Consider the following 21,407-nt stretch of genomic DNA (forward strand, 5'->3'; position numbering starts at 1 on the left):
TTTCAAAACGAATTTATGCAAGAAATAAAGTTAATTGTAATTTACAACAACGCAGCTTAAATTACTGATTTAAAAGACTTTTCATGATCTATCCGTGGCAAACCGACGACTGGGCTCAACTTGAGCAACTGCGCGCAAGCTGGCCGCATGCGTTGTTGCTGCATGGGCGCGCGGGCATCGGGAAATTGCAGTTCGCGCAACATCTCGCACAGAGCCTTTTGTGCGAAGCACCGACTGCGACGCGGGAACCGTGCGGTCATTGCGTCGCTTGCCTCTGGTTTAGCCAGGGCAATCATCCTGATTATCGGGCGGTGCTTCCGGAAGCGCTCGCCGGCGAACTGATCAGCGACGAAAAGCCGGATGCCGATGAAGGCAAGAAAACCAAGGTGCCGAGCAAGGAGATCAAGATCGATCAAGTGCTCGGCCTGTCGAATTTCTTCAGCCTCGGCTCGCACCGGGGCGGCGCGCGCGTCGTGATGATTTACCCCGCCGAATCCATCAACGTGTTTGCCGCGAACGCTTTGCTCAAGACGTTGGAAGAGCCTCCGGCGGGCGTTGTGTTTATCCTGGTGACGGCGCGTATCGACCGGTTGTTGCCGACGATCATCAGCCGATGCCGACAATGGCCGATGACCCTCCCGGCCGCCGAACCTTCCGTAGCCTGGCTCGCGCAGCAAGGCGTTCAGCAACCGGCGGCGCTGCTTGCGGAAGCGGGCGGTGCGCCACTGACTGCGCTGGCGCTCGCCAACGATGAAAACCGCGCCCTCCGTGATTTCGCGCTGGCGCAGTTGGCGGCGGGTCCCGGCTGCGATGCGTTTGCATGCGGTGAGAATCTGCAGAAACTGCCCGTTCCGATGGTCCTCGGCTGGATGCAGCGCTGGCTCTACGATGTGCTGGCGCAGAAAACGGCGCGGCGGCCGCGGTATTTCCCGGCGGCATCGAAGGCCCTCGAACGCTGCGCCGCGCAACTCGATGTGGACAGGTTTTCCCGCTATCAAAAGTCGGTGACGCGCCAGCGCGCGGTGGAGAATCATCCGCTCAACGCGCGGCTGGTTTTTGAAGAGCTGTTTCTGGGCTATCGCGACGTGTTCAACGCCGCCTGACTTGCCATTCACGTCCGTAAACATTCATTCGCAAAAGCAAAACGCACCATGACTCTCCGTTTCCGCGACGCGGTTCTCGATGATCTTCCCGGCATCGTGGCCATCTACAACTCCACGGTGCCCTCGCGGCTCGTGACGGCAGATCTGGAGCCGGTGACAGTCGAAAGCCGTCTCGCCTGGTTCCATGCTCACGGGCCGAACGCCCGGCCGCTTTGGGTCGTGGAGGAAAACGGCGCGATCGTCGCGTGGCTGAGCTTCTCCGATTTCTACGGACGTCCGGCTTATTTGCGCACGGCCGAAGTCAGCATCTATCTGCACGAGAAAACGCGCGGACGCGGCCTGGGAACGCAGTTGCTGGACGCGGCATTGGCACGCGCGCCGGAACTGGGTATCGATACGTTGCTGGGTTTCGTGTTCGGCCATAACGATCCGAGCCTGCGCCTGTTCCGCCGCTTCCAGTTCGACGTCTGGGGCACGCTGCCGCGTGTCGCGGTGCTGGACGGCATAGAGCGCGATCTCGTGATTCTCGGCCGCCGGCTGATCCCGCAATCCGCCGGCTAATCAAAGCCTTGTCGGAAATCACCACGGAACCACCATGTTCGTCGATTCACATTGCCACATCAATTTCGAAGGTCTCGCCGACCGGCTGCCCGAAGTCCTCAGCAAGATGCACGAGCTGAAGGTGACGCACGCGCTGTGTGTATCGGTGGATCTGGAAACGCTGCCTTCGGTGCTCAAGATCGCGGAAGAAAACGAGCATATCTATGCATCGGTGGGCGTGCATCCGGATCACGAAGATGCGCAGGAGCCGAGCGTCCAGCAGCTCGTGGAACTGGCGCAGCATCCGAAAGTGGTCGCCATCGGCGAAACAGGACTGGATTACTACCGTCTGGAAGGGCGCAGCATCGCCGACATGGAATGGCAGCGTGAACGCTTTCGCACGCATATCCGGGCCGCCCACGAGACGGGCAAACCGCTGATCATCCACACACGGTCGTCGTGGGAAGACACGCTGCGGATCATGGCCGAGGAGCGTGCAAGCGTGCCGGGCGGCGTGATGCATTGTTTCACCGAGCCGTGGCACGTCGCCCAAGCCGCGCTCGAGCAGGATTTTTACATTTCGCTGTCAGGCATCGTCACGTTCAAGAGCGCGAAGGACGTGCAGGACGTCGCGCAACGCGTGCCGCTCGAGCGTTTGCTGATCGAAACGGACTCGCCGTATCTCGCGCCGGTGCCTTATCGTGGAAAGTCGAATGAACCTGCGTACGTAAGTTATGTCGGACGTTTCATCGCGCAGTTGCGTGAAATGCCGGAAGACGCGCTGGCAACCGCCACGACCCGCAATTTCTTCAAGCTCTTCAAGATTCCCGAGCCTGTCGAACACTAGGCTCGCCGGAAGCCTTCGACGCGAAAACTATTAGATTCAGCCAGTAATCCCCAAGGAACACATGCTCAAACTTTCGACGGATTCATTTTCGACATCTTTCAACCGCCAGACGGCCGCGCGCAGCAAGACGTGGCGCTCGCTGGTCACGGGCATCGTCCTGACGGCCGCAGCCATTGCTCAACCGGTTTTCGCGGCGCCTGAGGATTCCATGATCAAGGCGGTGAAATTCGACGATGTGTCGGCCGTCAAGAAGCTGTTGTCGCAAGGCATCGATCCGAATCTCGTCGATAACACCGGCGCGCCGCTGCTCGTGATCGCCGCACGCGAAAAGTCCGACAAGGTGGGCAAGCTGCTCGCCGAGAATCCGAAGACCGATCTCGAGAAGCTCGACCCCGCCGGCGAAAACGCAATGATGCTGGCCGCGCTCAACGACGACCTCGATTTCGTGAACATGCTGATCTCGAAGGACGCGGAAGTGAACAAGAAGGGCTGGACGCCGTTGCACTACGCCGCGACCAACGGCAATGACGATGTGGTCAAGGTACTGCTCGACCATTCGGCGTACATCGATTCGGGGTCACCCAACGGCACCACGCCACTGATGATGGCGGCGCGCGGCGGCCACCTGTCCACGGTGAAACTGCTGCTCGATGAAGGCGCCGACTTGCGCGTGAAGAACCAGATCGGCCTGACTGCGGTGGACTTCGCGAAGCAGTATCACGAGAAGGACGTGGCGGAAGGCCTGGCGGCGCGGCTGGCGTCCATGCAGGCGGCGGGCGCCGCGGGCGCATCCGGAACCCCGCAAACCGGTACAAACAGTGCAAAATGACGCACTCGCGAAGCGAGGCCGGAAAATCAAACCGGTTTCGCGCTCCGCAAAGCGTCATTATAAGAAATAGTCCAAACAAGCCGGGATCGAGCCAAAAGGCGCTGCAAGGCGCAGGGAGGGCCACACCCGGCGACCGCCAATCATAAAAAAGGATCATCATGCTGCGGGTTTTAGTCATGGCCGGGGTGCTTGCGTTTCCGCTCAGCGCGGCAGCGTTCACCGGCAACGATCTGAACATGCTTTGTACCAAGACGGACACCGCTTCGCGCAGCGCATGCGCGGCTTACATAGAAGGTGCCGCTGACGGCATCTACAACACGATCGAAGCAATCGGCGGCACTTCCGGTCCGCAGGTAGGCCAGTATTTTTGCCTTCCCGTCGATGTAAAACCGCAAGAGCTGACTGACGCGGTGCGCAAATTTATCGCCGAGAATCCCGCCCAAGGCACTTTCAACGCGACGACCATGGTTTCCCTGGGGCTGGGTAAAGCCTTTCCGTGCAAGGCGGAAAAGTAAGCGTTTCTTGGCTGTGCGCCCCTCTGATGCCCGCCGCCTGATCAGCCGGGCACAGCATTTGCTGCACTGCAATACGCCGGTCATGTAACCGGCCTTTTGCAAATCCCGTCGTATCCACCTTCTCAAGGCTGATTCCACGACGAAGATGATCAATTTCGATACCTTCGAGCGCATCGCTTCGGCGCCGCTCAACACCTGGCCCGGCGCCATTGTCGTAGCAGCGCTCGCGGTCCTCTTTGCCATCGGCGTACATCGGATCGGCGCACGGATTCTCGTGCGCATCGCGCGGCCGTACCCGCTGATGAGCGTGGTCCTGCGTTTCATCGATAAACCCGCGCTCGCGCTCCTCATCATCCTCGCGCTCGGCTTCGTGCTGGTCGAAGCGCCGGATTCGCTGCCCTTCGCCGCCGCGTTGCGCGACCTGCTGACCCTTTCGTTGATTGTCGCGCTGACGTGGCTCGCCGTGCGTTCGGTCGGCGCCGTGGCCGAAGCGCTGGTTCAGGCCCATCCGCTCGACTCCAAGGATAATCTGCAGGCCCGCCGGATACACACGCAGGCACGCGTGCTGGCGCGCTCCGTGATGGTGGTCATCGTAATCATTGGGTTTGGTGGCGCGTTGATGACGTTTCCGGCCGTGCGGCAGATCGGCGCGAGCTTGCTGGCGTCGGCGGGCGTGGCGGGGCTGGTCGCCGGTATTGCCGCGCGGCCCGTGCTCGGCAACCTGATTGCCGGCTTGCAGATCGCGTTGTCGCAGCCCATCCGGCTCGACGACGTCGTCGTGATCCAGGGCGAATGGGGCCGCGTCGAGGAAATCACGGGTACCTATGTATCCATCAGGATCTGGGACCAGCGGCGCATGATCGTGCCGCTGCAATGGTTCATCGAGAACCCTTTTACCAACTGGACGCGCAATAGTTCGCAGATCATCGGGACGGTGTTTTTCTACGTCGATTACCGCATGCCGATGGCGCCATTGCGCGAAGAGCTCGAACGCATCCTCGAGCATGCGCCGGAATGGGATGGCCGCGTGCAGGTACTTCAGGTCACCGACGCCACCGAAAAGTCGATGCAGATTCGCGTGCTCGTCAGTTCCTTCGATTCCGGCCTGAACTTCGACCTTCGATGCCGCGTGCGCGAAGGTCTGCTGAACTTTGCCCAAGCCGAGTTCCCGCAGTTCCTGCCGCGCACGCGGGCGGATTTGGCGCCGGAGGGCGAGCATGTCGATTTCGTCGCGCCGCTCGACCGGACGCAGGCAAGCAGCGCGATCCGGCCGCCAGTACGCGGAACGGCCAATACGGAAGCCGATCCGGTGGCTAGCCGCGGAGAGCGGCATGGCCCGGATCCGACGGCGCATTCGGCGGCATCGACAGCGCCCGAGCCTGCCAGCGCGGGCGAGCGGCGCTGAACGCCGCATCCGACTTCAAGATCCGGACAAAGTTTGAACTGAGGCCGCCGCCCGGGGCCAAACTCACTACTATTTCCGGATGGACCCGAAAACCCGGACGTCACGAACCAAGAAAGGAATTCCAGGAATGAGCCGTCTAGTCGTTGTATCGAACCGAGTTGCTTCACCGACAGAAACCAAAGGCTCCGCCGGCGGCCTCGCCGTGGGTGTATTCGGCGCGCTGAAGGACAGTGGCGGCGTGTGGTTCGGCTGGAGCGGCGACGTGGTGAGCGACACGGTCGCGAACCAGGGCCCGAAGCTCGAACAGGATGGCGCAGTCACATTCGCGACTGTCGGCTTGCCGAAAAAGGATTACGACCAGTATTACCGCGGTTTTTCGAACGCGACGCTCTGGCCGGTCTTCCATTATCGAAACGATCTGGCTGTCTACGACCGCGACGAATACGCCGGATACAGAAGGGTGAACTCGTGGCTGGCGCACCGTGCGATCAAGCTGCTGCAGCCCGACGATGTCATCTGGGTCCACGACTACCATCTGATCCCGTTCGGCGAAGCGCTGCGCTCTGAAGGCGTCACCAACCGGATGGGTTTTTTCCTGCATATCCCGTTTCCGTCGCCGCAGATCCTGCTCAACATTCCGCCGCACGAGGAACTGGTCAAGTCACTATGCTGCTACGACGTGGTGGGTTTCCAGACCCCCGGCGATCAGGCTGCGTTTCATGACTACATCGTGCGTCACGCGCATGGCACGGCAAGCGCCGACGGTCAGGTGGAAGCCTTTGGCCGAAAGCTGAAAACGGGCGTGTACCGGATCGGCATTTTCCCCGATGAGATCGCCGAGCAAGCCACGCGTGGCGAAGCACGTCAGGATGTGATGGATCTGAAGCAGAGTCTTGAAGGACGCAAGCTCATCATGAGCGTGGACCGGCTGGATTATTCAAAAGGGCTGGTCGAGCGCTTCAAGGCTTTCGAGCATTTCCTCGAGAAATCGCCGGAATGGCGCGGCAATGTCACGCTCGTGCAGATTGCGCCGCCAACACGCTCCGACGTCGATACGTACCAGCAAATCCGCCATAACCTCGAGTATGAGGCCGGGCGCATCAATGGCCGCTACTCCGGTCTCGACTACACGCCGATCCGCTACATGAACCAGCGGTATGACCGGTGGAAGCTGATGTCGCTGTTCCGCGAATCGCAGATCGGGCTGGTCACGCCGTTGCGCGACGGCATGAACCTCGTCGCGAAGGAATACGTTGCGGCGCAAAATCCGGACGATCCCGGTGTGCTCGTCTTGTCCCAGTTCGCCGGCGCCGCCGACGAAATGACGGGCGCTATCATGGTCAATCCCCACGATATCGTCGGCATGAGCGAAGCGATCGGGCGCGCGTTATCCATGCCGCTTGCCGAGCGTCGCGAGCGCTATGAGACGAACATGAAAATGCTGCGCAAGTACGATCTCGGCGTGTGGCGCGACTCGTTTCTCGCCGACCTTCGCGGTGTCCCAAAGGGCAAACCGTCGTCGAAGACGAAATAAGCGGTAATCAAAAAAAACGTTCTCACCACTCAAGAAACGGTCCAAAAACGCCGATGTAACGTTGCAAAACGTGTGTTTCGTGACTGTAACAGCGTCATGAAAGTGAAAGTTTTGCAAACGCCGGCGCATTCACGGCCAATAATGCGGGTGTCGTCATTACGAGAGGAATGCTCGCGCGTGACGACCGGCGACCGTGCTTATCCGGCATTGCACCGGCTAAAGATCGCGGCGACGTAAGACCGAGTGGAGACGAGAACAATGAGAATTGCACAAATAGCACCCCTGACCGAGTCGGTGCCGCCCAAGCTGTATGGGGGAACCGAGCGGGTCGTGTCGTACATCACCGAGGCGCTAGTCGAGCTTGGGCACGATGTCACGCTGTTCGCTTCGGGCGACTCCGAGACCAAGGCCAAGCTCGAAGCCGTCTGGCCACGCGCGTTGCGGCTCGACCCGGCTATCCGGGACCGGATTGCGCCACATATGCTGCTGATGGAAATGGTTCGCCGTCGCGCCGACGACTTCGACGTCCTGCATTTCCACATGGATTACTACTCGTTCTCGCTCTTCAAGCGGCAGGACACGCCGTTCGTCACCACGCTGCATGGCCGGCTCGACTTGCCGGAGCAGCAGCCGATTTTCAACACCTTCAACACCGCGCCGGTCATCTCGATCTCGGATTCGCAGCGCCATCCATTGCCACAGGCAAAGTGGTTGTCAACCGTGTATCACGGGCTGCCGGAAAAGCGATACATGCCGCAGCCGGCCGACCAGACCTACCTGGCGTTTCTCGGGCGCATATCGCCGGAAAAACGCGTCGATACTGCCATTCGTATAGCCGGGCGTTGCGGCATGAAGATAAAGATCGCGGCGAAGGTGGACTCGGCCGATCGCGAGTATTTCGAGCGCGAAATTGCGCCCTTGATGAAGCTGCCGTATGTGGAGTTCATCGGTGAAATCGATGACCATCAGAAAGCCGATTTTCTCTCCGGCGCCCACGCGCTGCTGTTCCCGATCGACTGGCCCGAGCCGTTTGGCCTCGTGATGATCGAAGCCATGGCGTGCGGCACGCCGGTGATCGCATTCAACCGCGGCGCAGTGCCGGAAGTGGTGGACGAGGGCGTGTCGGGGTTTATTGTCGAGGACGAGATTGGCGCGGTTGCCGCCGTGAACCGGCTGCACACCATCTCCCGCGCAGGCGTGCGTAAATGCTTCGAGGAGCGCTTCACGTCGCACCGCATGGCGCAACAGTACGTGGATGCTTATCAGGCCGTTGTGAGGGCGCAGAAGCGTTCACGGCTCAAGCTGATCGACAGCGCCACGAGCTAAAGGACCACGCAAGACAAAACCGCCGCGCAGTACGACCTTTAGGGTCGGGCTGCGCGGCGGTTTTTTTGCGGCATCAAGTCAACAAGACAGGCTTGGAAACCTCAGATGGACAGACGCGAGACCTTCGTGCCTTCCAGTGACAGATTGGCCATCAGGCCGGCGTTCGTCAGCACGAACACTTCGACCGGCGCGGTTGCTGTCGTCGAATCGATGTTGCCGTTTGCGCCCATCTTGACCAGTGCGACGGATGCATCGCCGCCCACCGACCAGCCGTCGGTATTGCGGAATTTGTCGAGTGCGTCCTGCGTCATGAACAGGAAGATGATCGACTTGGATTGCGCACCAGCCTGCAAGCCGATGGAACCCGAGGTCGTGCTGTAATAGCCGACCGAGCTGCCGCCCACTCGCAGCGCGCCCTTGCCGTACTGCGCGCCCACGATGAAGCCCGCCTGGATTACCGACGGGAACACCAGCACGCCGCGCGCCTTGCCCACGAGTTCGCGTGAGCCTTTGGCCGTAACGTACAGGCGCTGCATGGTCGCATCGATATCCGAGTCAATGGAACGGCGTGCGTCCGCGTCGCCTGCCGTCTTTTGTGCGCCCTGGTTCGACGTCGTCGTGCAACCGGCCAGCGCGAAGCCGCCCATTGCAAGTGCGGCGGTCGATTTGATCATGAAGTTTCGTCTTTGCATCGTTTTCTCCATCGTGGTTTTTTGGGAAACCCCATCTAACGAGTGTTCCAGCAGGGCGATTTATAACACAGCAGGTCGTTTAACAACACCTTCGCTGATCGCGCAAAGCCTTGCCCCGCTTGGGCTTGAGCACGATAGTACGATCCGGTGAGGTAATTTTGACCTGGAGCGGCCCGCCGCTTGGCCGAGCGAGAACCCGCTTGTTTGTGTGAAACATTTTGTGCTCCCGTCCAGCAGATCTGCACTGCGCAAAATACGGGCCACCTCAACCAGGAACGGGGAATTACGGTCAAACTTACCCGTAAAAATAAGTTTGAAAGATGGGATGATTTGGTCAAAAAGAAGCGAATTTGTTGTCACAACGCAAATGCGCAGTCTCATGGTTTGGCGACGTGCGTGGTTTTGTGAGCGGGTTCGTGCGTGGATTGAACGTCGTTTTGCTTCATCGGATGACGCAGTGATCGACGAATCACACCGATGATCGCGCCGAGTACGAAAAGCGTGATGGCCGGGACCACCCAGTATCCAATGAAGGCAGTCCAGAGATAGCCGAACAGCACGCCTTTGCGTGTCGCGTATTGGGCGATGGCCTGCTGGTCCAAAGCGGTTTTCGCAGCCAGCATGTCTTGAGGACATCCGGCGCTTCGCGCTTCATCGATCGGACCGTGGCAGCGTTGAGCTGCGGGCTGCGCGCGTTGGGTATCGGTGAACGACCAGGTTGAAAGCGTGTGTGACAGGTCCGCGGAGTCATAAGCGAGTTGCTCGCGGATTTCATTTGCTGCCACGATCATCACCGGGACCGCCCAGAAGACGATCAGCACCAGCCACCGCCTGAACCAGCGGTTTTTATATCGCCACACCATCCTCGGGCCTCCGTCCGTTGCAGTGCTGCAAACCGGCAAGACTGGCGGACCCGTAGCGCTTGCATGTCGTATTTGTGTCTCAGGGCAGGGCCGCCTCCGCGTCATCTTATGAGATAAACCGCGTGGCGCGTAGCATGACCGTAGGTGCGCTGCAATAAGAGCGGGTGCGGGTTTTCCCGGCTTTGCGACCCTTTGCCACGCCTCGCGATGCTTTGTGACGTTCTGCCGCGGGGGGTTTTAGTCGGTCGATCGATAAAAAAGCCGCGGGCCCGAAGGCGCGCGGCTTGCGCGGTAACGACCCGCGTCACCTCGCTGCGGCTTATCCCTTGTTGCTCAGGCAGTCTTTCATGAACGCCTTTCGCTCATCGCCTTTCTTGCCGGTAGCAGTCTTGTTGCATGCCGTCATTTTTTGCTGCTGGGTCATGGGTGCAGCTGCAGCAACTGGCGCCGATGAAAGGCAGTCCTTCATATAAGCCTTGCGGTCGTCGCCTTTCTTGCCGGCGGCTTGCGTGTTGCAAGTACTCATTTTCGACTGCTGGCTGTTCTGCGCGAACGCTGGCGTTGCAGCGAAGCTCCCGCTTAACGCTACGCCCAGTGCCAACGCTGTCATGGTTGCCCGGATCTTCATGGCGATGCTCCCTCTTTGGATGGATGACGTGCTGCAAGGTGACGCCGGTCGAAATCCAGGACTGGCGTTCGCCGAACGGCATATATGCTTCGGCGCCTCATTATGGCAAAAAGCCCTACAAATGCCGTACGGTTTCGTACCGATACAGCATGAAAACCTGCGCTCGCGCGTCGGCGCATGGAAGCGGAAGAACGGTCATCGCTGTACCACGATCAAGGTTGTAAGCTTGTGCTTCACGATGACGGCAATCGACTGTTGCAGGCTTACAATTTCGCCGGTGCTTGCCGCTGGCTGTCCGCACGCCATGCCGCGTTGCAGCGTCGCCACATTGCGGTTTTCGAAATGTTGCAGACCCGCTTGTTCCAACCGTTGAAGGAGTCGCGCATGACCAGCCCCTTGTCAGATCACTACAAAGGTTTTGAAATCAGCGTCCAGGCGTTGCGGCGCGCGAAGGAACGCGACGAGCCCGACGACGGCCCGCGCCATTTCGATATCGTCGTGACCATTTCGCGCAGCTCGGCGGGCGAGAGCGGCAGATCGGAGATGTTCGGCGTGCCGGACCAGGAACCGTTCGAAAGTCCTATCGAAGCAACACGGGCCGGGATCGACTATGCGCGCAAGATCATCGACAAGCAGGTGGAAGGCCAGTCCGTCGATGAACTGTGATGGCTGCGTCATGTGGATCTGGGTCAATGAGCGGGTGTGCTGAAATCAGGGGCAACAGCAATTGCGGCATGCCGGGGAAACATCCACGCTTGGGGCGCGCGGCTGTCGGCCAAACAGCCGGTTGAGCCGTTCTACAGGTTCTACGCGTCATAGGTTCAACGCCGTCCTACCCGACATCCGACAACTCGAACAATCCAGGAGATTCGTTGCATGAACTCACATGACAAGACCGTAAAACCAGCGCTGCGCCGCCGCTTTCTTTCCATCGCGCTGTCGCTTGGCGCTTGCGCTGCGCTGCCTTTGTCGATGTATTCGACCGGTGCCGCCGCTCAGACCGCGCACAAGCCCAAGGTCGCGCTCGTGATGAAGTCGCTTGCAAACGAGTTTTTCCTGACCATGGAAACCGGCGCCAAGGATTACCAGAAACATAATCCGAGCCAGTTCGACCTGATCACGAACGGCATCAAGGACGAAACCGATACCGCCAACCAGATCCGCATTGTCGAGCAGATGATCGTGTCGAAGGTCGATGCGCTCGTGATCGCGCCGGCGGATTCGAAAGCGCTGGTACCGGTGATCAAGAAAGCGGTCGATGCCGGGATCATCGTGGTGAACATCGACAACAAGCTCGATTCCGACGTGCTCAAGTCCAAGGACCTGAACGTGCCGTTCGTGGGTCCGGACAATGCCAAGGGCGCGCGTCAGGTTGGCGAGTATCTGGCGAAGCAGAAGCTCAAGTCCGGCGATGAAGTCGGCATCATCGAAGGTGTCTCGACGACGACAAATGCGCAGCAGCGCACGGCGGGTTTCAAGCAAGCCATGCAAGCTGCGGGTGTGAAGGTCGTGGCGCTGCAGTCAGGCGACTGGGAAATCGACAAGGGCAACGCGGTGGCATCGCAAATCCTGAACGCGAACCCGAATGTGAAGGCGCTGCTGTGCGGCAACGACAACATGGCGATTGGCGCCGTGTCTGCAGTTCGCGCAGCGGGCAAGGCAGGCAAGGTGCAGGTCGTGGGTTATGACAACATCAACGCCATCAAGCCGATGCTCGCCGATGGCCGCGTGCTCGCCACGGCCGATCAATACGCTGCAAAACAGGCAGTTTTTGGCATCGATACCGCGCTAAAAGCAATTGCCGAGCACAAGAAACAGTCGGAATTGTCCGGGGTGGTGGAAACGCCGGTGGATCTCGTTACCAAAAAGTAGTAAGTATCTGCATGGAAAATGGGATTCGTCTGTCGAAATCTGTCTAAAATCTCAAGAACCGGGCATCGCTGCCGATAATTGAAGCAACGGCCGGGTCGTCGATGCGCCATGGAGATGACTGGCCAGGCGATGTTCAGCGTGGTTTTTACTGACGCGAAGGACCGGAGACGGCTTGTCAGAAGGGCTTGCCTGCAAACGATTGCGGCGTGCCTTGCGTGACAGCGTCCGGTCCGCAGCAGCGGGAAGGCGATGGACAACATTATGGAAACCGCTCCGGTTTTAACGGTGAGCGGCGTTGGCAAGACCTATGCGGAGCCGGTGCTGGCGGGCGTCACGCTGGACTTGCGCGCGGGCGAAGTGCTGGCGCTGACCGGCGAGAACGGCGCGGGCAAGAGTACGTTGTCCAAGATCGTCGGCGGACTGGTCGATCCGACTGCTGGTTCCATGACGCTTGGCGGCGAGCCTTACGCGCCCGCGAGTCGCAAGGATGCCGAAGCGCTGGGCGTGCGTATGGTGATGCAGGAGCTGAACCTTCTGCCGACTTTATCGGTGGCGGAAAACCTGTTCCTCAACCGTCTGCCCCAGCGCAAAGGCCTGAAATTCGGCGGGATCGACCGGGCGGCGCTGCGCGAGGATGCGCACCACGCAATGCGCCAGGTCGGACTGGACGCGATCGATCCCGATACGCTCGTGGGCGAACTGGGCATCGGGCATCAGCAGATGGTCGAGATCGCGCGGAATCTGATTGGCGATTGCCGCGTGCTGATTCTCGACGAACCTACGGCCATGCTGACCGCGCGTGAAGTGGATCTGCTCTTTGAGCAGGTCGAGCGGCTGAAGGAGCGGGGCGTGGCGCTGGTGTACATCTCGCACCGGCTGGAAGAGTTACGCAGGATTGCGGGGCGCGCGGCGGTATTGCGCGACGGCAAGCTGGTCCATATCGACGCCATGGCGAACCTGACGAGCGACCGGCTTGTCACGCTGATGGTGGGACGTGACATTGGCGAACGGATTGATCTGGGCGAACGGCGAATTGCCGATGTTGCGCTGAAAGTCGAAGGCATGCGCCGCGCTGACGTGGTTCGCGACGTGTCCTTCGAAGTCAAGGCCGGGGAGATTTTCGGCATCAGCGGGCTGATCGGCGCGGGCCGCACCGAGCTGATGCGGCTGATCTACGGCGCGGACAAGGCCGACGGCGGCGTTGTATCAGTGGCGCATCAAGGCGGAGCGCTCACGCCGGTGAAGATTGCATCGCCGGCTGATGCGGTGAAGAACGGCATCGCGCTCATCACGGAGGATCGGAAAGGCGAAGGTTTGCTGTTGCCGCAGCCGATCGCCGCGAATATTTCGCTGGGGAACATCGGGGCGGTATCGAACAAGGGTTTTGTCGATGGCCGGCGCGAAGCCGCGCTTGCCCAGACGCAGATCGACGCCATGCATATTCGTGCGGCGGGTCCGTCGCAGCCGGTCTCGGAGTTGTCGGGCGGCAATCAGCAGAAGGTCGTGATCGGCCGCTGGCTCGCGCGTGATTCCACGGTGCTGCTCTTCGATGAACCCACGCGCGGCATCGACGTCGGCGCCAAGTTCGACATCTATGCGCTGATGGGCGCGCTCGCGCTCGAAGGGCGTGCTCTGGTGGTGGTATCGAGTGATCTGCGCGAGTTGATGCTGATTTGCGATCGTATCGGCGTGATGTCGGCGGGGCGGATGACCGGGATCTTCGCTCGCGATGACTGGACGCAGGACATGCTGCTCGCAGCGGCGTTCGCGGGCTACGCGAAACGCGATGAGATCTTGCAAGATCCCATCGTGCCGGACGCAAAGGCGCCGCCGGCGGAGACGGGGGAAGTGCAACGATGAACCGGGTCCCGCGCTGCCTGGCACAGCGGGTGCTTTGTTGAGACGCTTCGGGCGGAATGGAAACCGTTCAGTGGTCAGAAGAACGACGCGTTACGTTACACGCTGCTTATTCGCGAGAAGCAGCGAGGTAACAAAGAGGACACACGCAGCTCGGACTGCGGACGTAGCGAGCATGAAGCCGGCACGGGGATGCACGCCGGCTGACGGCCTTGAGGCTGATGAACTTGAGTCGGGGCCGCGAACCAGCGTGGAACGGGTGCTGCCGGGCGGACTGCCGAAAGGCAAGCGTTGCGAGTGCCAACTATAAGAGCAAAAGCAAGACCAAAAGTCAGAGAGAAGGACCAAGTATGGCGACGATCAAAGATGTAGCAGCCATTGCGGGCGTTTCGTTCACAACCGTGTCTCATGTGGTGAACAACTCGCGGCCTGTATCGGCTGAAGTGCGGGTCAAAGTAGAACGAGCAATCCGGGAACTGGACTATGTGCCGTCGGCGGTGGCGCGTTCGCTCAAGGCGCGCAATACGCTCACCATCGGCTTGCTGGTGCCGAATGCGACCAATCCGTATTTCGCGGAACTCGCACGTGGCGTGGAAGATGGGTGCGCGAAGAACGGCTATTGCATGTTCTTCTGCAATTCCGACGACGACCCCGCCAAGCAGCGAAGCTACCTTCGTGTGCTGCAGGAAAAGCGCATCGACGGGCTCGTGATTGCATCGGCGGGAGAAGATGCGGTGCTCGCGCAAAGTCTTGCCGGCGCACGCGAACCGCTCGTGATCCTGGACCGGAATATTGAAGGGGTATCGGCCGATCTGGTGCAGATCGATCACGAAAAAGGCGGGTATCTCGCCACGCGCCACTTGCTGCAACTCGGACATTCGCATGTTGCCTGCATCACCGGACCGATTGGCACCGCGGTGAGCGCAATGCGCGTCCACGGCTTCATCCGGGCGATGGCCGAGCGCGGTATCGAGATCGAGCCGAATGCAATCCAGCAGGGCGCGTTCTCGGCGACAGGCGGTTATGAAGCGGCGTCGCAACTCTTCGATACGTTAAAGCCAACCGGCATTTTCGCGTGCAACGACATGATGGGCGTGGGCGCGTTGCGGGCGGCGGCGGAGCGGGGAATCAACGTGCCGAAGGACTGCTCGATCATCGGTTTCGACGATATCGAATTGAGCCGGTACACGTATCCGGCTTTGTCGACGGTTGGGCAATCGGTGCGGGAACTGGGCGAGCTGGCGGCTCAGACGCTGATTGACCGGATCGCGGGGAAGGTGCCGGCGAGCACACGCCGGCGCGTGGTCACGCCGCATATGATCCTGCGGGAATCGACCGGGGTCGTGCCGCAACAGGCTTGATGGGTCGGTTGGCGCTGCTTCGCGCTTAGGTCGAACGCCGCCCGTTTGAAATCCGCGTTGGGCACAACGAGTGTCTCAACGCGGCTCTCTGTTTCTCTCCAAAACGCTGGCTGCCAGCCACGCTTCTCCCAGTTCGCCCCGACCCTGCTAAATTGCGCTTCATTACACATCTCATTCATGCATGACCGCCGACGAGCGCAGCGTCCGTTTTAACGACTTACTAAACATGAACTTTTCAGGGTTTATCCGCGTCCTGGCGCAGAAAATTGCTAAGGGTTAATCCTCTGACGAAACATCATTTCAATTTTTCCCTAAAGTGCGTGGCTTACAGGCCGTAAATCTGACCAAGCAGGCGCATTCGGCCTCGTCGTGAAGAACGATGGGCTGGATACTGCCGCCGATCATTTCACACACGCGGTTCAAGGAAAATCATGAACATGAGTTTCACGATCAAGGCCCGGCTCGGCCTCACGATGGCTTTTCTCGGCCTCTTGCTGGTGGCGATCGGCGGCCTGGGCCTTTACGGCATGACGCAGTCGAACCACGCGTATCGCGACACGTTCGAAAATCAGATGCCAAGCGCGAATGCCGTGAGCAACGCAGAACTCTATACCGCCCGCGAACGCCTGGTGTTCGATCGCGCGGCTTTCCTCGCCGGTACGCCGGAAGCAGCACCGACCATTGAACGCGGTGCGATGATGCGCTCTAAAGCTGATGGTTTCTGGAAAAAATATACCGAACTTCCCGTGTTCAACGATCACGAAAAGCAGCTTGCGGAGGCATCGAATACAAAACGCCTCGCGCTTCAGAAGCTGATCGATGGCGGGTATGACGCGGTGAGAGCCAACGACCAGGCGCGCATCGTGGAATCAGCCAAGGCGATGCAGGCAACCTACAACGAACTCTCGGGCGCCAATGACGCGCTGCGCAAGTTCCAGTTCGATGCCGCCCGCCAGGGTTACGACGCGGCCCAGGGCGCTGCGTCGACTTTTGAAACGCTGAGCCTGACTGCGATCGTGATCGGACTCGCCGCAGCCGCGTTCTCGTGGTTTGCACTGCGCCGCGCCATCGGCCGGCCGCTCGACGAGGCGATCGAACACTTCGACGCGATTGCCGCCGGCGACCTGCGCCGCCAGGTCAACGTTGCATCGCGCGATGAAATGGGACTGCTGATGCAAGGCCTTGCGCGCATGCAGACGAGCCTCGTTGCAACGGTTCGCAGCGTGCGCTCGGGCAGCGAATCCATTGCGTCGGCGACCAAGCAGATCGCGGCGGGCAACATCGATTTGTCGTCGCGTACCGAGGAACAGGCGTCGGCGTTGCAGGAAACTGCGTCGAGCATGGACGAACTGACCGGCACGGTGAAACAGAACGCCGATAACGCTCGCCAGGCCAGCTCCCTTGCGGCCAACGCATCAGAAATTGCAAACAAGGGCAGCCGCGTGGTCGCACAAGTCGTCGGCACGATGGGCGACATCAACCAGAGCTCCGCCAAGATCGCAGACATCATCACGATCATCGAAGGAATCGCCTTCCAGACGAATATTCTCGCGCTCAACGCGGCGGTCGAAGCGGCGCGCGCAGGCGAAGAAGGACGCGGTTTTGCGGTCGTGGCAGGCGAGGTGCGCAGCCTCGCGCAACGGTCATCGGCGGCGGCGAAGGAGATCAAGGGTCTTATCGATACCTCTGTCGAACGCGTCCAGTCGGGCACCTCACTGGTCGATGAAGCCGGCCGCACCATGGCCGAGATCATCGGCGCCGTGCAGCGCGTAACCGACATCATGGGCGAGATTGCAGCAGCGTCGGAGGAGCAGAGCAGCGGGATCGAGCAGGTTGCGCGCGCCGTCACGCAAATGGACGAAGTGACGCAGCAGAATGCGGCGCTCGTGGAAGAAGCGGCCGCGGCCGCACAGTCACTGGAGGACCAGGCCGGGAAACTGCGCGAAGCCGTGGCTGTGTTCCATCTCAACGACGACGGATCAGCGGTCGTAGGCGCGGCTCGGACGGCTCCTCGTACCGTGTCGTCACCGGGCGCGGCGAAGTTCCGGCCTGCCGTTGCGCTCAAGGCCAAAGGCGTTGCTCCGGCCAAGCCTGTAGCGGCTGCCGCGCGACCGCTGGCGACGGCGGGCGGCGATTGGGAAACGTTCTGATGTCGAGTTGAATGCAGGGCTTTCAACGCGCCGCGAGTTTTCGCGGCGCGTTTTCGTTTGGCCTCAGGAAAACGTTCGCGCGTATCTCCGGGCGATGTATTAAACGATCGTGTGGAATGGGTATCACAGCGGGTATCACAGCGGGTTTCACAGCAGTATTCGAAGGGCGCGCATCCGATTCGCGGCCGTTGCCAACTTCCCCGTACACTGTGCGCTGCATCCGATAACTATTTCAGGACATGCCATGACCGAATCCACTCTCGCCGCGCAACTCGTGCAGGCCCGCCGGCAGCGAACGCTGATCGAGGACCTCGAGTCGGCAGATATTCCCGCCGATGCCAACGCGGCTTACGCCATCCAGCATGAAGTCCTGTCGCTCACAGGCGCCCGGATCGGCGCGTGGAAAGTCGGCGCACGCTCGCCCGGCGCGCAGGCGAACACGGCGCCTATCGATGCGGAGCTCGTCCACACATCACCGGCGCGTATTGCGCATGCGTCTTTCTTTCGCGTTTTGATCGAAATGGAAGTGGCATTTCGTTTTTCTCATGCACTTCCGGCGCGCGCGGAAGCTTACAGCCGCAGCGAAGTATTTGCGGCGCTGGGCGGCATGGCGGTGGCGCTCGAAGTCGTCGATAGCCGTTTCGCCCAATGGCCGAACCTTGCGCCGCTTGCGCAACTAGCCGATTCGCAGAACAACGGTGCACTGATCGTGGGCAAGATGGAGCCGTACGAAGTGATCTCACCGGGCTTCGACTTCTTGTCGCCACAACTCGAACTGACCGTCGACGGTGTCTCGATCGTTCCGCCGACCGCAGGCAACCCCGCTGGTGATCCACGTGAACTGCTGGTGTGGTTCGTCAATCATTGCAGCACGAACGGACATACTGTGCAGCCTTTCTGGACCGTCACGACGGGTTCGTACACGGGCGCACGCCGCATCGAAGGGCCAGGTGTAGTAAGTGGACGGATTGACCGGATCGGGGATATTGAATTGACGCTCGAATAGGCATGACGCATGCGGCCAAAGCGCGCATGAACGAAGCTTTAACAAGTTTGTAACGCTGAGCGCCAATGCTATGGCGTTGTAGAAACAGCACTAAATCAAGGCACTCGAATGAGTGCCTTTTTTATTCCGCAAATCCCTTTGCGCATATCGGGTATTGAATGAACAAGCACACATGCAACGCCAAAAAGCCGGGTAACGGAGGTCAACCGATGCCATTGCGACTCGTTGTGTAAGAAAGACCAAAAAGAACATTGCGTCTGCATCGTTTGGGCTTGGTTGTGCGTATGTACGCATGGAGCAAGGCAGTCGATGCGTCACACATGCTTCATCGCGGTGGATAACATGTGGATGAGTCTGTGGATGACCGGTAGATAAGCGATGGATAACCTGGGGCATAAGCACGCTGCACAAACGCGGCGCGCGACTTGTCTGCGGCAGCAGCAGCCGGGTGCTTCGGCTGCCAGCGTGCGCATGAGTCCAGGGCTTGTACAGCAAGGCTGTGCAGCTATTGCCGAAGACGTTTCGCGAGTCGGGATGATGATTGTAGGTGAACGAAAATATTCCACCAAGCTAGGAATACTTCGAAGCAAATCAGCAACGCATTTGCATGAAAAAAAATTCGAATAGGTTTAGGATGAACTGAAGCGATGTTGTTCTGATTAGGCGCGCCGCGCACACATTGCTTTCTGACTTCGGCGAGGAGGTAGCATGGATATCTACAGCAGTTTCGCGACCCGCTTCGAAAAAACCCGCGAGGAGGAATTCTCGCTCGAAGAGTATCTCGCGCTCTGCAAAGACGATCCTGCAACGTATGCAACAGCGGGCGAACGGATGTTGGCGGCTATCGGGGAACCGGAGTCAGTCGACACGCGCACGGACCCGCGTTTATCGCGTGTGTTTGCAAACAAGGTGATCAAGGTGTATCCGGCATTCCGTGAGTTCTACGGAATGGAGGAAGTGATCGAGCAGGTGGTGTCGTACTTCCGGCATGCAGCTCAAGGGCTGGAAGAGAAGAAGCAGATCCTGTATTTGCTGGGTCCGGTAGGCGGCGGCAAGTCATCCATTGCCGAACGTCTGAAGCAACTGGCCGAGCGTGTTCCTTTCTACTCAATCAAGGGTTCCCCCGTCAACGAGTCACCTCTTGGCTTGTTCGACTACGACGAAGACGGTCCCATTCTCGAAGAGCAATACGGTATTCCGCGCCGCTACCTCAAGAACATCCTGAGCCCGTGGGCCGTCAAACGCCTTCATGAATTCAACGGCGACATCCGCAAGTTCCGCATCGTTCGCCGCTATCCTTCCATCCTTCGCCAGATTGGTATCGCCAAGACCGAACCGGGCGACGAAAACAATCAGGACATCTCGTCACTGGTCGGCAAGGTCGACATCCGCAAGCTCGAAACCTTTTCACAGGATGATGCCGACGCCTACAGCTACTCCGGTGGATTGTGTCTCGCGAACCAGGGCTTGCTCGAATTCGTCGAAATGTTCAAGGCGCCAATCAAGGTCCTGCATCCGCTCCTGACCGCCACTCAGGAAGGCAACTTCAAGGGTACGGAAGGTTTCGGCGCGATTCCGTTCGACGGCGTGGTGCTGGCTCACTCGAACGAGTCGGAATGGAAGACGTTCCGCAACAACAAGAACAACGAAGCACTGCTCGATCGTATCTTCGTGGTAAAGGTGCCGTATTGCCTGCGCTATGGCGAAGAGATGAAGATCTACGAGAAGCTGCTGCGTAATTCTTCGTTGACGAACGCAGTGTGCGCACCTGGCACGCTGAAGATGATGGCGCAAATGGCGGTTCTGACGCGTCTTCATGAACCGGAGAATTCCAGCCTCTTTTCGAAGATGCAGGTCTATGACGGCGAGAACCTGAAAGACACCGATCCAAAGGCGAAATCCTTCCAGGAGTACCGCGATTTTGCGGGTGTAGACGAAGGCATGAACGGGGTATCGACCCGCTTTGCGTTCAAGATTCTCTCGCGCGTGTTCAACTTCGATTCCACCGAAGTTGCGGCCAACCCGGTGCACCTGATGTACGTGCTCGAACAACAGATCGAACGCGAGCAGTTCCCGCCGGAAACCGAACAGAAATACCTGTCGTTCATCAAGGACGTGTTGGCCTCGCGGTATGCCGAGTTTATCGGCAAGGAGATTCAGACGGCTTACCTGGAATCGTATTCCGAGTATGGCCAGAACATCTTCGACCGTTATGTCACCTATGCCGATTTCTGGATCCAGGATCAGGAATTCCGCGATCACGATACCGGCGAGAGTTTCGACCGTGCGTCGCTGAATGCGGAACTGGAGAAGATCGAGAAGCCGGCCGGCATCAGCAACCCGAAGGACTTCCGCAACGAGATCGTGAATTTCGTGCTGCGGGCGCGGGCGGCGAATGGCGGCAAGAATCCTGCGTGGATCTCCTACGAGAAGCTGCGGGTGGTGATCGAGAAGAAGATGTTCTCGAACACTGAAGAGCTCCTCCCGGTGATCTCGTTCAACGCCAAAGGTTCGGCGGAAGAACAGCGCAAGCATGAGGATTTCGTCAACCGCATGGTCGCAAAGGGTTACACGCCGAAGCAGGTTCGTCTCTTGTGCGACTGGTATCTGCGTGTTCGCAAGTCGTCGTAATTCGGTGCGTCGCGTTACGGTTACGGTGCGTTCAGTCTTGAGCGAAGGAGGAAATCTGTTCCCAAGCGAAACCAGGCAAAACGTGATTGAATCAGGAATGTGTTGCTAGTTCTATAGTCATACGTTCGCGTGACGCCGGTATCTAACCGGTGAAACGCGAGCACCTTGGCGAGTGCTTGTCGGTCCGCGCCGCAGCGTGCGGTTGAGGCAAACGAGCGCTTCGCTTCCTCGCCAATTACGCGGGAGAC

General features: G+C 59.5%; 18 protein-coding genes. 15 read left to right on the top strand and 3 right to left on the bottom strand.

Translation table 11 applies throughout. From position 1 onward, the window contains the following. Positions 1-83: 83 nt before the first annotated feature. The 8 genes from AXG89_RS13335 (at position 84) to AXG89_RS13370 (ending at position 8,099) form a co-directional block, all read left to right on the top strand. Positions 84-1,103, top strand: a complete 1,020-nt coding sequence (locus AXG89_RS13335) for a DNA polymerase III subunit delta' (RefSeq protein ID WP_062169920.1) — start codon at positions 84-86, stop codon at positions 1,101-1,103. Between the two features lie 48 nt (positions 1,104-1,151). Continuing rightward, on the top strand, positions 1,152-1,664 hold the full coding sequence (locus AXG89_RS13340; RefSeq protein WP_062169921.1) for a GNAT family N-acetyltransferase: 513 nt from the start codon (positions 1,152-1,154) through the stop codon (positions 1,662-1,664). A 34-nt stretch (positions 1,665-1,698) separates the two neighbouring features. After that, a complete protein-coding gene (locus AXG89_RS13345) occupies positions 1,699-2,490 on the top strand; it encodes a TatD family hydrolase (protein WP_062169922.1) in 792 nt (263 codons plus the stop codon). 61 nt (positions 2,491-2,551) lie between these two features. After that, positions 2,552-3,319 (top strand): ankyrin repeat domain-containing protein, encoded by a 768-nt coding sequence (locus AXG89_RS13350; RefSeq protein ID WP_062169923.1) that lies wholly within the window; start codon positions 2,552-2,554, stop codon positions 3,317-3,319. A 158-nt stretch (positions 3,320-3,477) separates the two neighbouring features. Then, positions 3,478-3,834 (top strand): Rap1a/Tai family immunity protein, encoded by a 357-nt coding sequence (locus AXG89_RS13355; RefSeq protein ID WP_061999367.1) that lies wholly within the window; start codon positions 3,478-3,480, stop codon positions 3,832-3,834. Positions 3,835-3,979: 145 nt separating this feature from the next. Then, positions 3,980-5,239, top strand: coding sequence for a mechanosensitive ion channel family protein (locus tag AXG89_RS13360; RefSeq protein ID WP_062169924.1), 1,260 nt, complete (start codon positions 3,980-3,982; stop codon positions 5,237-5,239). A 127-nt stretch (positions 5,240-5,366) separates the two neighbouring features. Continuing rightward, entirely contained in the window at positions 5,367-6,773 is a 1,407-nt protein-coding gene (gene otsA, locus AXG89_RS13365) for an alpha,alpha-trehalose-phosphate synthase (UDP-forming) (RefSeq protein ID WP_061999369.1), read from the top strand. A 258-nt stretch (positions 6,774-7,031) separates the two neighbouring features. After that, positions 7,032-8,099 (top strand): glycosyltransferase family 4 protein, encoded by a 1,068-nt coding sequence (locus AXG89_RS13370; RefSeq protein ID WP_062169925.1) that lies wholly within the window; start codon positions 7,032-7,034, stop codon positions 8,097-8,099. A gap of 101 nt (positions 8,100-8,200) precedes the next feature. Here AXG89_RS13370 and AXG89_RS13375 read toward each other — a convergent pair whose 3' ends face one another. From AXG89_RS13375 to AXG89_RS13385, 3 genes are all read right to left on the bottom strand, one after another. Next, on the bottom strand, positions 8,201-8,791 hold the full coding sequence (locus tag AXG89_RS13375) for a BPSL1445 family SYLF domain-containing lipoprotein (RefSeq protein ID WP_062000842.1): 591 nt from the start codon (positions 8,789-8,791) through the stop codon (positions 8,201-8,203). Positions 8,792-9,168: 377 nt separating this feature from the next. Continuing rightward, positions 9,169-9,654 carry a hypothetical protein gene (locus AXG89_RS13380; protein ID WP_069638350.1) on the bottom strand — a complete coding sequence of 162 codons (486 nt, stop codon included), beginning with the start codon at positions 9,652-9,654 and terminating at the stop codon, positions 9,169-9,171. A gap of 319 nt (positions 9,655-9,973) precedes the next feature. Beyond that, positions 9,974-10,282, bottom strand: a complete 309-nt coding sequence (locus AXG89_RS13385; protein WP_061999371.1) for a PsiF family protein — start codon at positions 10,280-10,282, stop codon at positions 9,974-9,976. 384 nt (positions 10,283-10,666) lie between these two features. Here AXG89_RS13385 and AXG89_RS13390 point away from each other — a divergent pair, with 384 nt between their 5' ends. The 7 genes from AXG89_RS13390 (at position 10,667) to AXG89_RS13420 (ending at position 21,159) form a co-directional block, all read left to right on the top strand. After that, positions 10,667-10,948 carry a hypothetical protein gene (locus AXG89_RS13390; protein ID WP_062000843.1) on the top strand — a complete coding sequence of 94 codons (282 nt, stop codon included), beginning with the start codon at positions 10,667-10,669 and terminating at the stop codon, positions 10,946-10,948. Positions 10,949-11,158: 210 nt separating this feature from the next. Beyond that, entirely contained in the window at positions 11,159-12,154 is a 996-nt protein-coding gene (locus AXG89_RS13395) for a sugar ABC transporter substrate-binding protein (RefSeq protein ID WP_062169926.1), read from the top strand. 261 nt (positions 12,155-12,415) lie between these two features. Further along, a complete protein-coding gene (locus AXG89_RS13400) occupies positions 12,416-14,014 on the top strand; it encodes a sugar ABC transporter ATP-binding protein (RefSeq protein WP_236873339.1) in 1,599 nt (532 codons plus the stop codon). 347 nt (positions 14,015-14,361) lie between these two features. Then, positions 14,362-15,372, top strand: a complete 1,011-nt coding sequence (locus AXG89_RS13405) for a LacI family DNA-binding transcriptional regulator (protein WP_061999374.1) — start codon at positions 14,362-14,364, stop codon at positions 15,370-15,372. 431 nt (positions 15,373-15,803) lie between these two features. Next, a complete protein-coding gene (locus tag AXG89_RS13410; RefSeq protein ID WP_119024637.1) occupies positions 15,804-17,522 on the top strand; it encodes a methyl-accepting chemotaxis protein in 1,719 nt (572 codons plus the stop codon). Positions 17,523-17,766: 244 nt separating this feature from the next. Continuing rightward, positions 17,767-18,528: a 2-keto-4-pentenoate hydratase gene (locus tag AXG89_RS13415; RefSeq protein WP_061999376.1), complete on the top strand. Its 762-nt coding sequence runs from the start codon at positions 17,767-17,769 to the stop codon at positions 18,526-18,528. A 708-nt stretch (positions 18,529-19,236) separates the two neighbouring features. Beyond that, a complete protein-coding gene (locus tag AXG89_RS13420) occupies positions 19,237-21,159 on the top strand; it encodes a PrkA family serine protein kinase (RefSeq protein WP_061999377.1) in 1,923 nt (640 codons plus the stop codon). The last annotated feature ends 248 nt before the right edge of the window (positions 21,160-21,407 follow it).

This window comes from Burkholderia sp. PAMC 26561, assembly GCF_001557535.2.
Lineage (GTDB): Bacteria > Pseudomonadota > Gammaproteobacteria > Burkholderiales > Burkholderiaceae > Caballeronia.

Excerpts from the sequence above, each read along its gene's own strand:
- AXG89_RS13335 (WP_062169920.1), top strand. The coding sequence starts at position 84 with ATGATCTATCCGTGGCAAACCGACGACTGGGCTCAACTTGAGCAACTG.
- AXG89_RS13340 (WP_062169921.1), top strand. The coding sequence starts at position 1,152 with ATGACTCTCCGTTTCCGCGACGCGGTTCTCGATGATCTTCCCGGCATC.
- AXG89_RS13345 (WP_062169922.1), top strand. The coding sequence starts at position 1,699 with ATGTTCGTCGATTCACATTGCCACATCAATTTCGAAGGTCTCGCCGAC.
- AXG89_RS13350 (WP_062169923.1), top strand. The coding sequence starts at position 2,552 with ATGCTCAAACTTTCGACGGATTCATTTTCGACATCTTTCAACCGCCAG.
- AXG89_RS13355 (WP_061999367.1), top strand. The coding sequence starts at position 3,478 with ATGCTGCGGGTTTTAGTCATGGCCGGGGTGCTTGCGTTTCCGCTCAGC.
- AXG89_RS13360 (WP_062169924.1), top strand. The coding sequence starts at position 3,980 with ATGATCAATTTCGATACCTTCGAGCGCATCGCTTCGGCGCCGCTCAAC.
- otsA (WP_061999369.1), top strand. The coding sequence starts at position 5,367 with ATGAGCCGTCTAGTCGTTGTATCGAACCGAGTTGCTTCACCGACAGAA.
- AXG89_RS13370 (WP_062169925.1), top strand. The coding sequence starts at position 7,032 with ATGAGAATTGCACAAATAGCACCCCTGACCGAGTCGGTGCCGCCCAAG.
- AXG89_RS13375 (WP_062000842.1), bottom strand. The coding sequence starts at position 8,791 with ATGCAAAGACGAAACTTCATGATCAAATCGACCGCCGCACTTGCAATG.
- AXG89_RS13380 (WP_069638350.1), bottom strand. The coding sequence starts at position 9,654 with ATGGTGTGGCGATATAAAAACCGCTGGTTCAGGCGGTGGCTGGTGCTG.
- AXG89_RS13385 (WP_061999371.1), bottom strand. The coding sequence starts at position 10,282 with ATGAAGATCCGGGCAACCATGACAGCGTTGGCACTGGGCGTAGCGTTA.
- AXG89_RS13390 (WP_062000843.1), top strand. The coding sequence starts at position 10,667 with ATGACCAGCCCCTTGTCAGATCACTACAAAGGTTTTGAAATCAGCGTC.
- AXG89_RS13395 (WP_062169926.1), top strand. The coding sequence starts at position 11,159 with ATGAACTCACATGACAAGACCGTAAAACCAGCGCTGCGCCGCCGCTTT.
- AXG89_RS13400 (WP_236873339.1), top strand. The coding sequence starts at position 12,416 with ATGGAAACCGCTCCGGTTTTAACGGTGAGCGGCGTTGGCAAGACCTAT.
- AXG89_RS13405 (WP_061999374.1), top strand. The coding sequence starts at position 14,362 with ATGGCGACGATCAAAGATGTAGCAGCCATTGCGGGCGTTTCGTTCACA.
- AXG89_RS13410 (WP_119024637.1), top strand. The coding sequence starts at position 15,804 with ATGAACATGAGTTTCACGATCAAGGCCCGGCTCGGCCTCACGATGGCT.
- AXG89_RS13415 (WP_061999376.1), top strand. The coding sequence starts at position 17,767 with ATGACCGAATCCACTCTCGCCGCGCAACTCGTGCAGGCCCGCCGGCAG.
- AXG89_RS13420 (WP_061999377.1), top strand. The coding sequence starts at position 19,237 with ATGGATATCTACAGCAGTTTCGCGACCCGCTTCGAAAAAACCCGCGAG.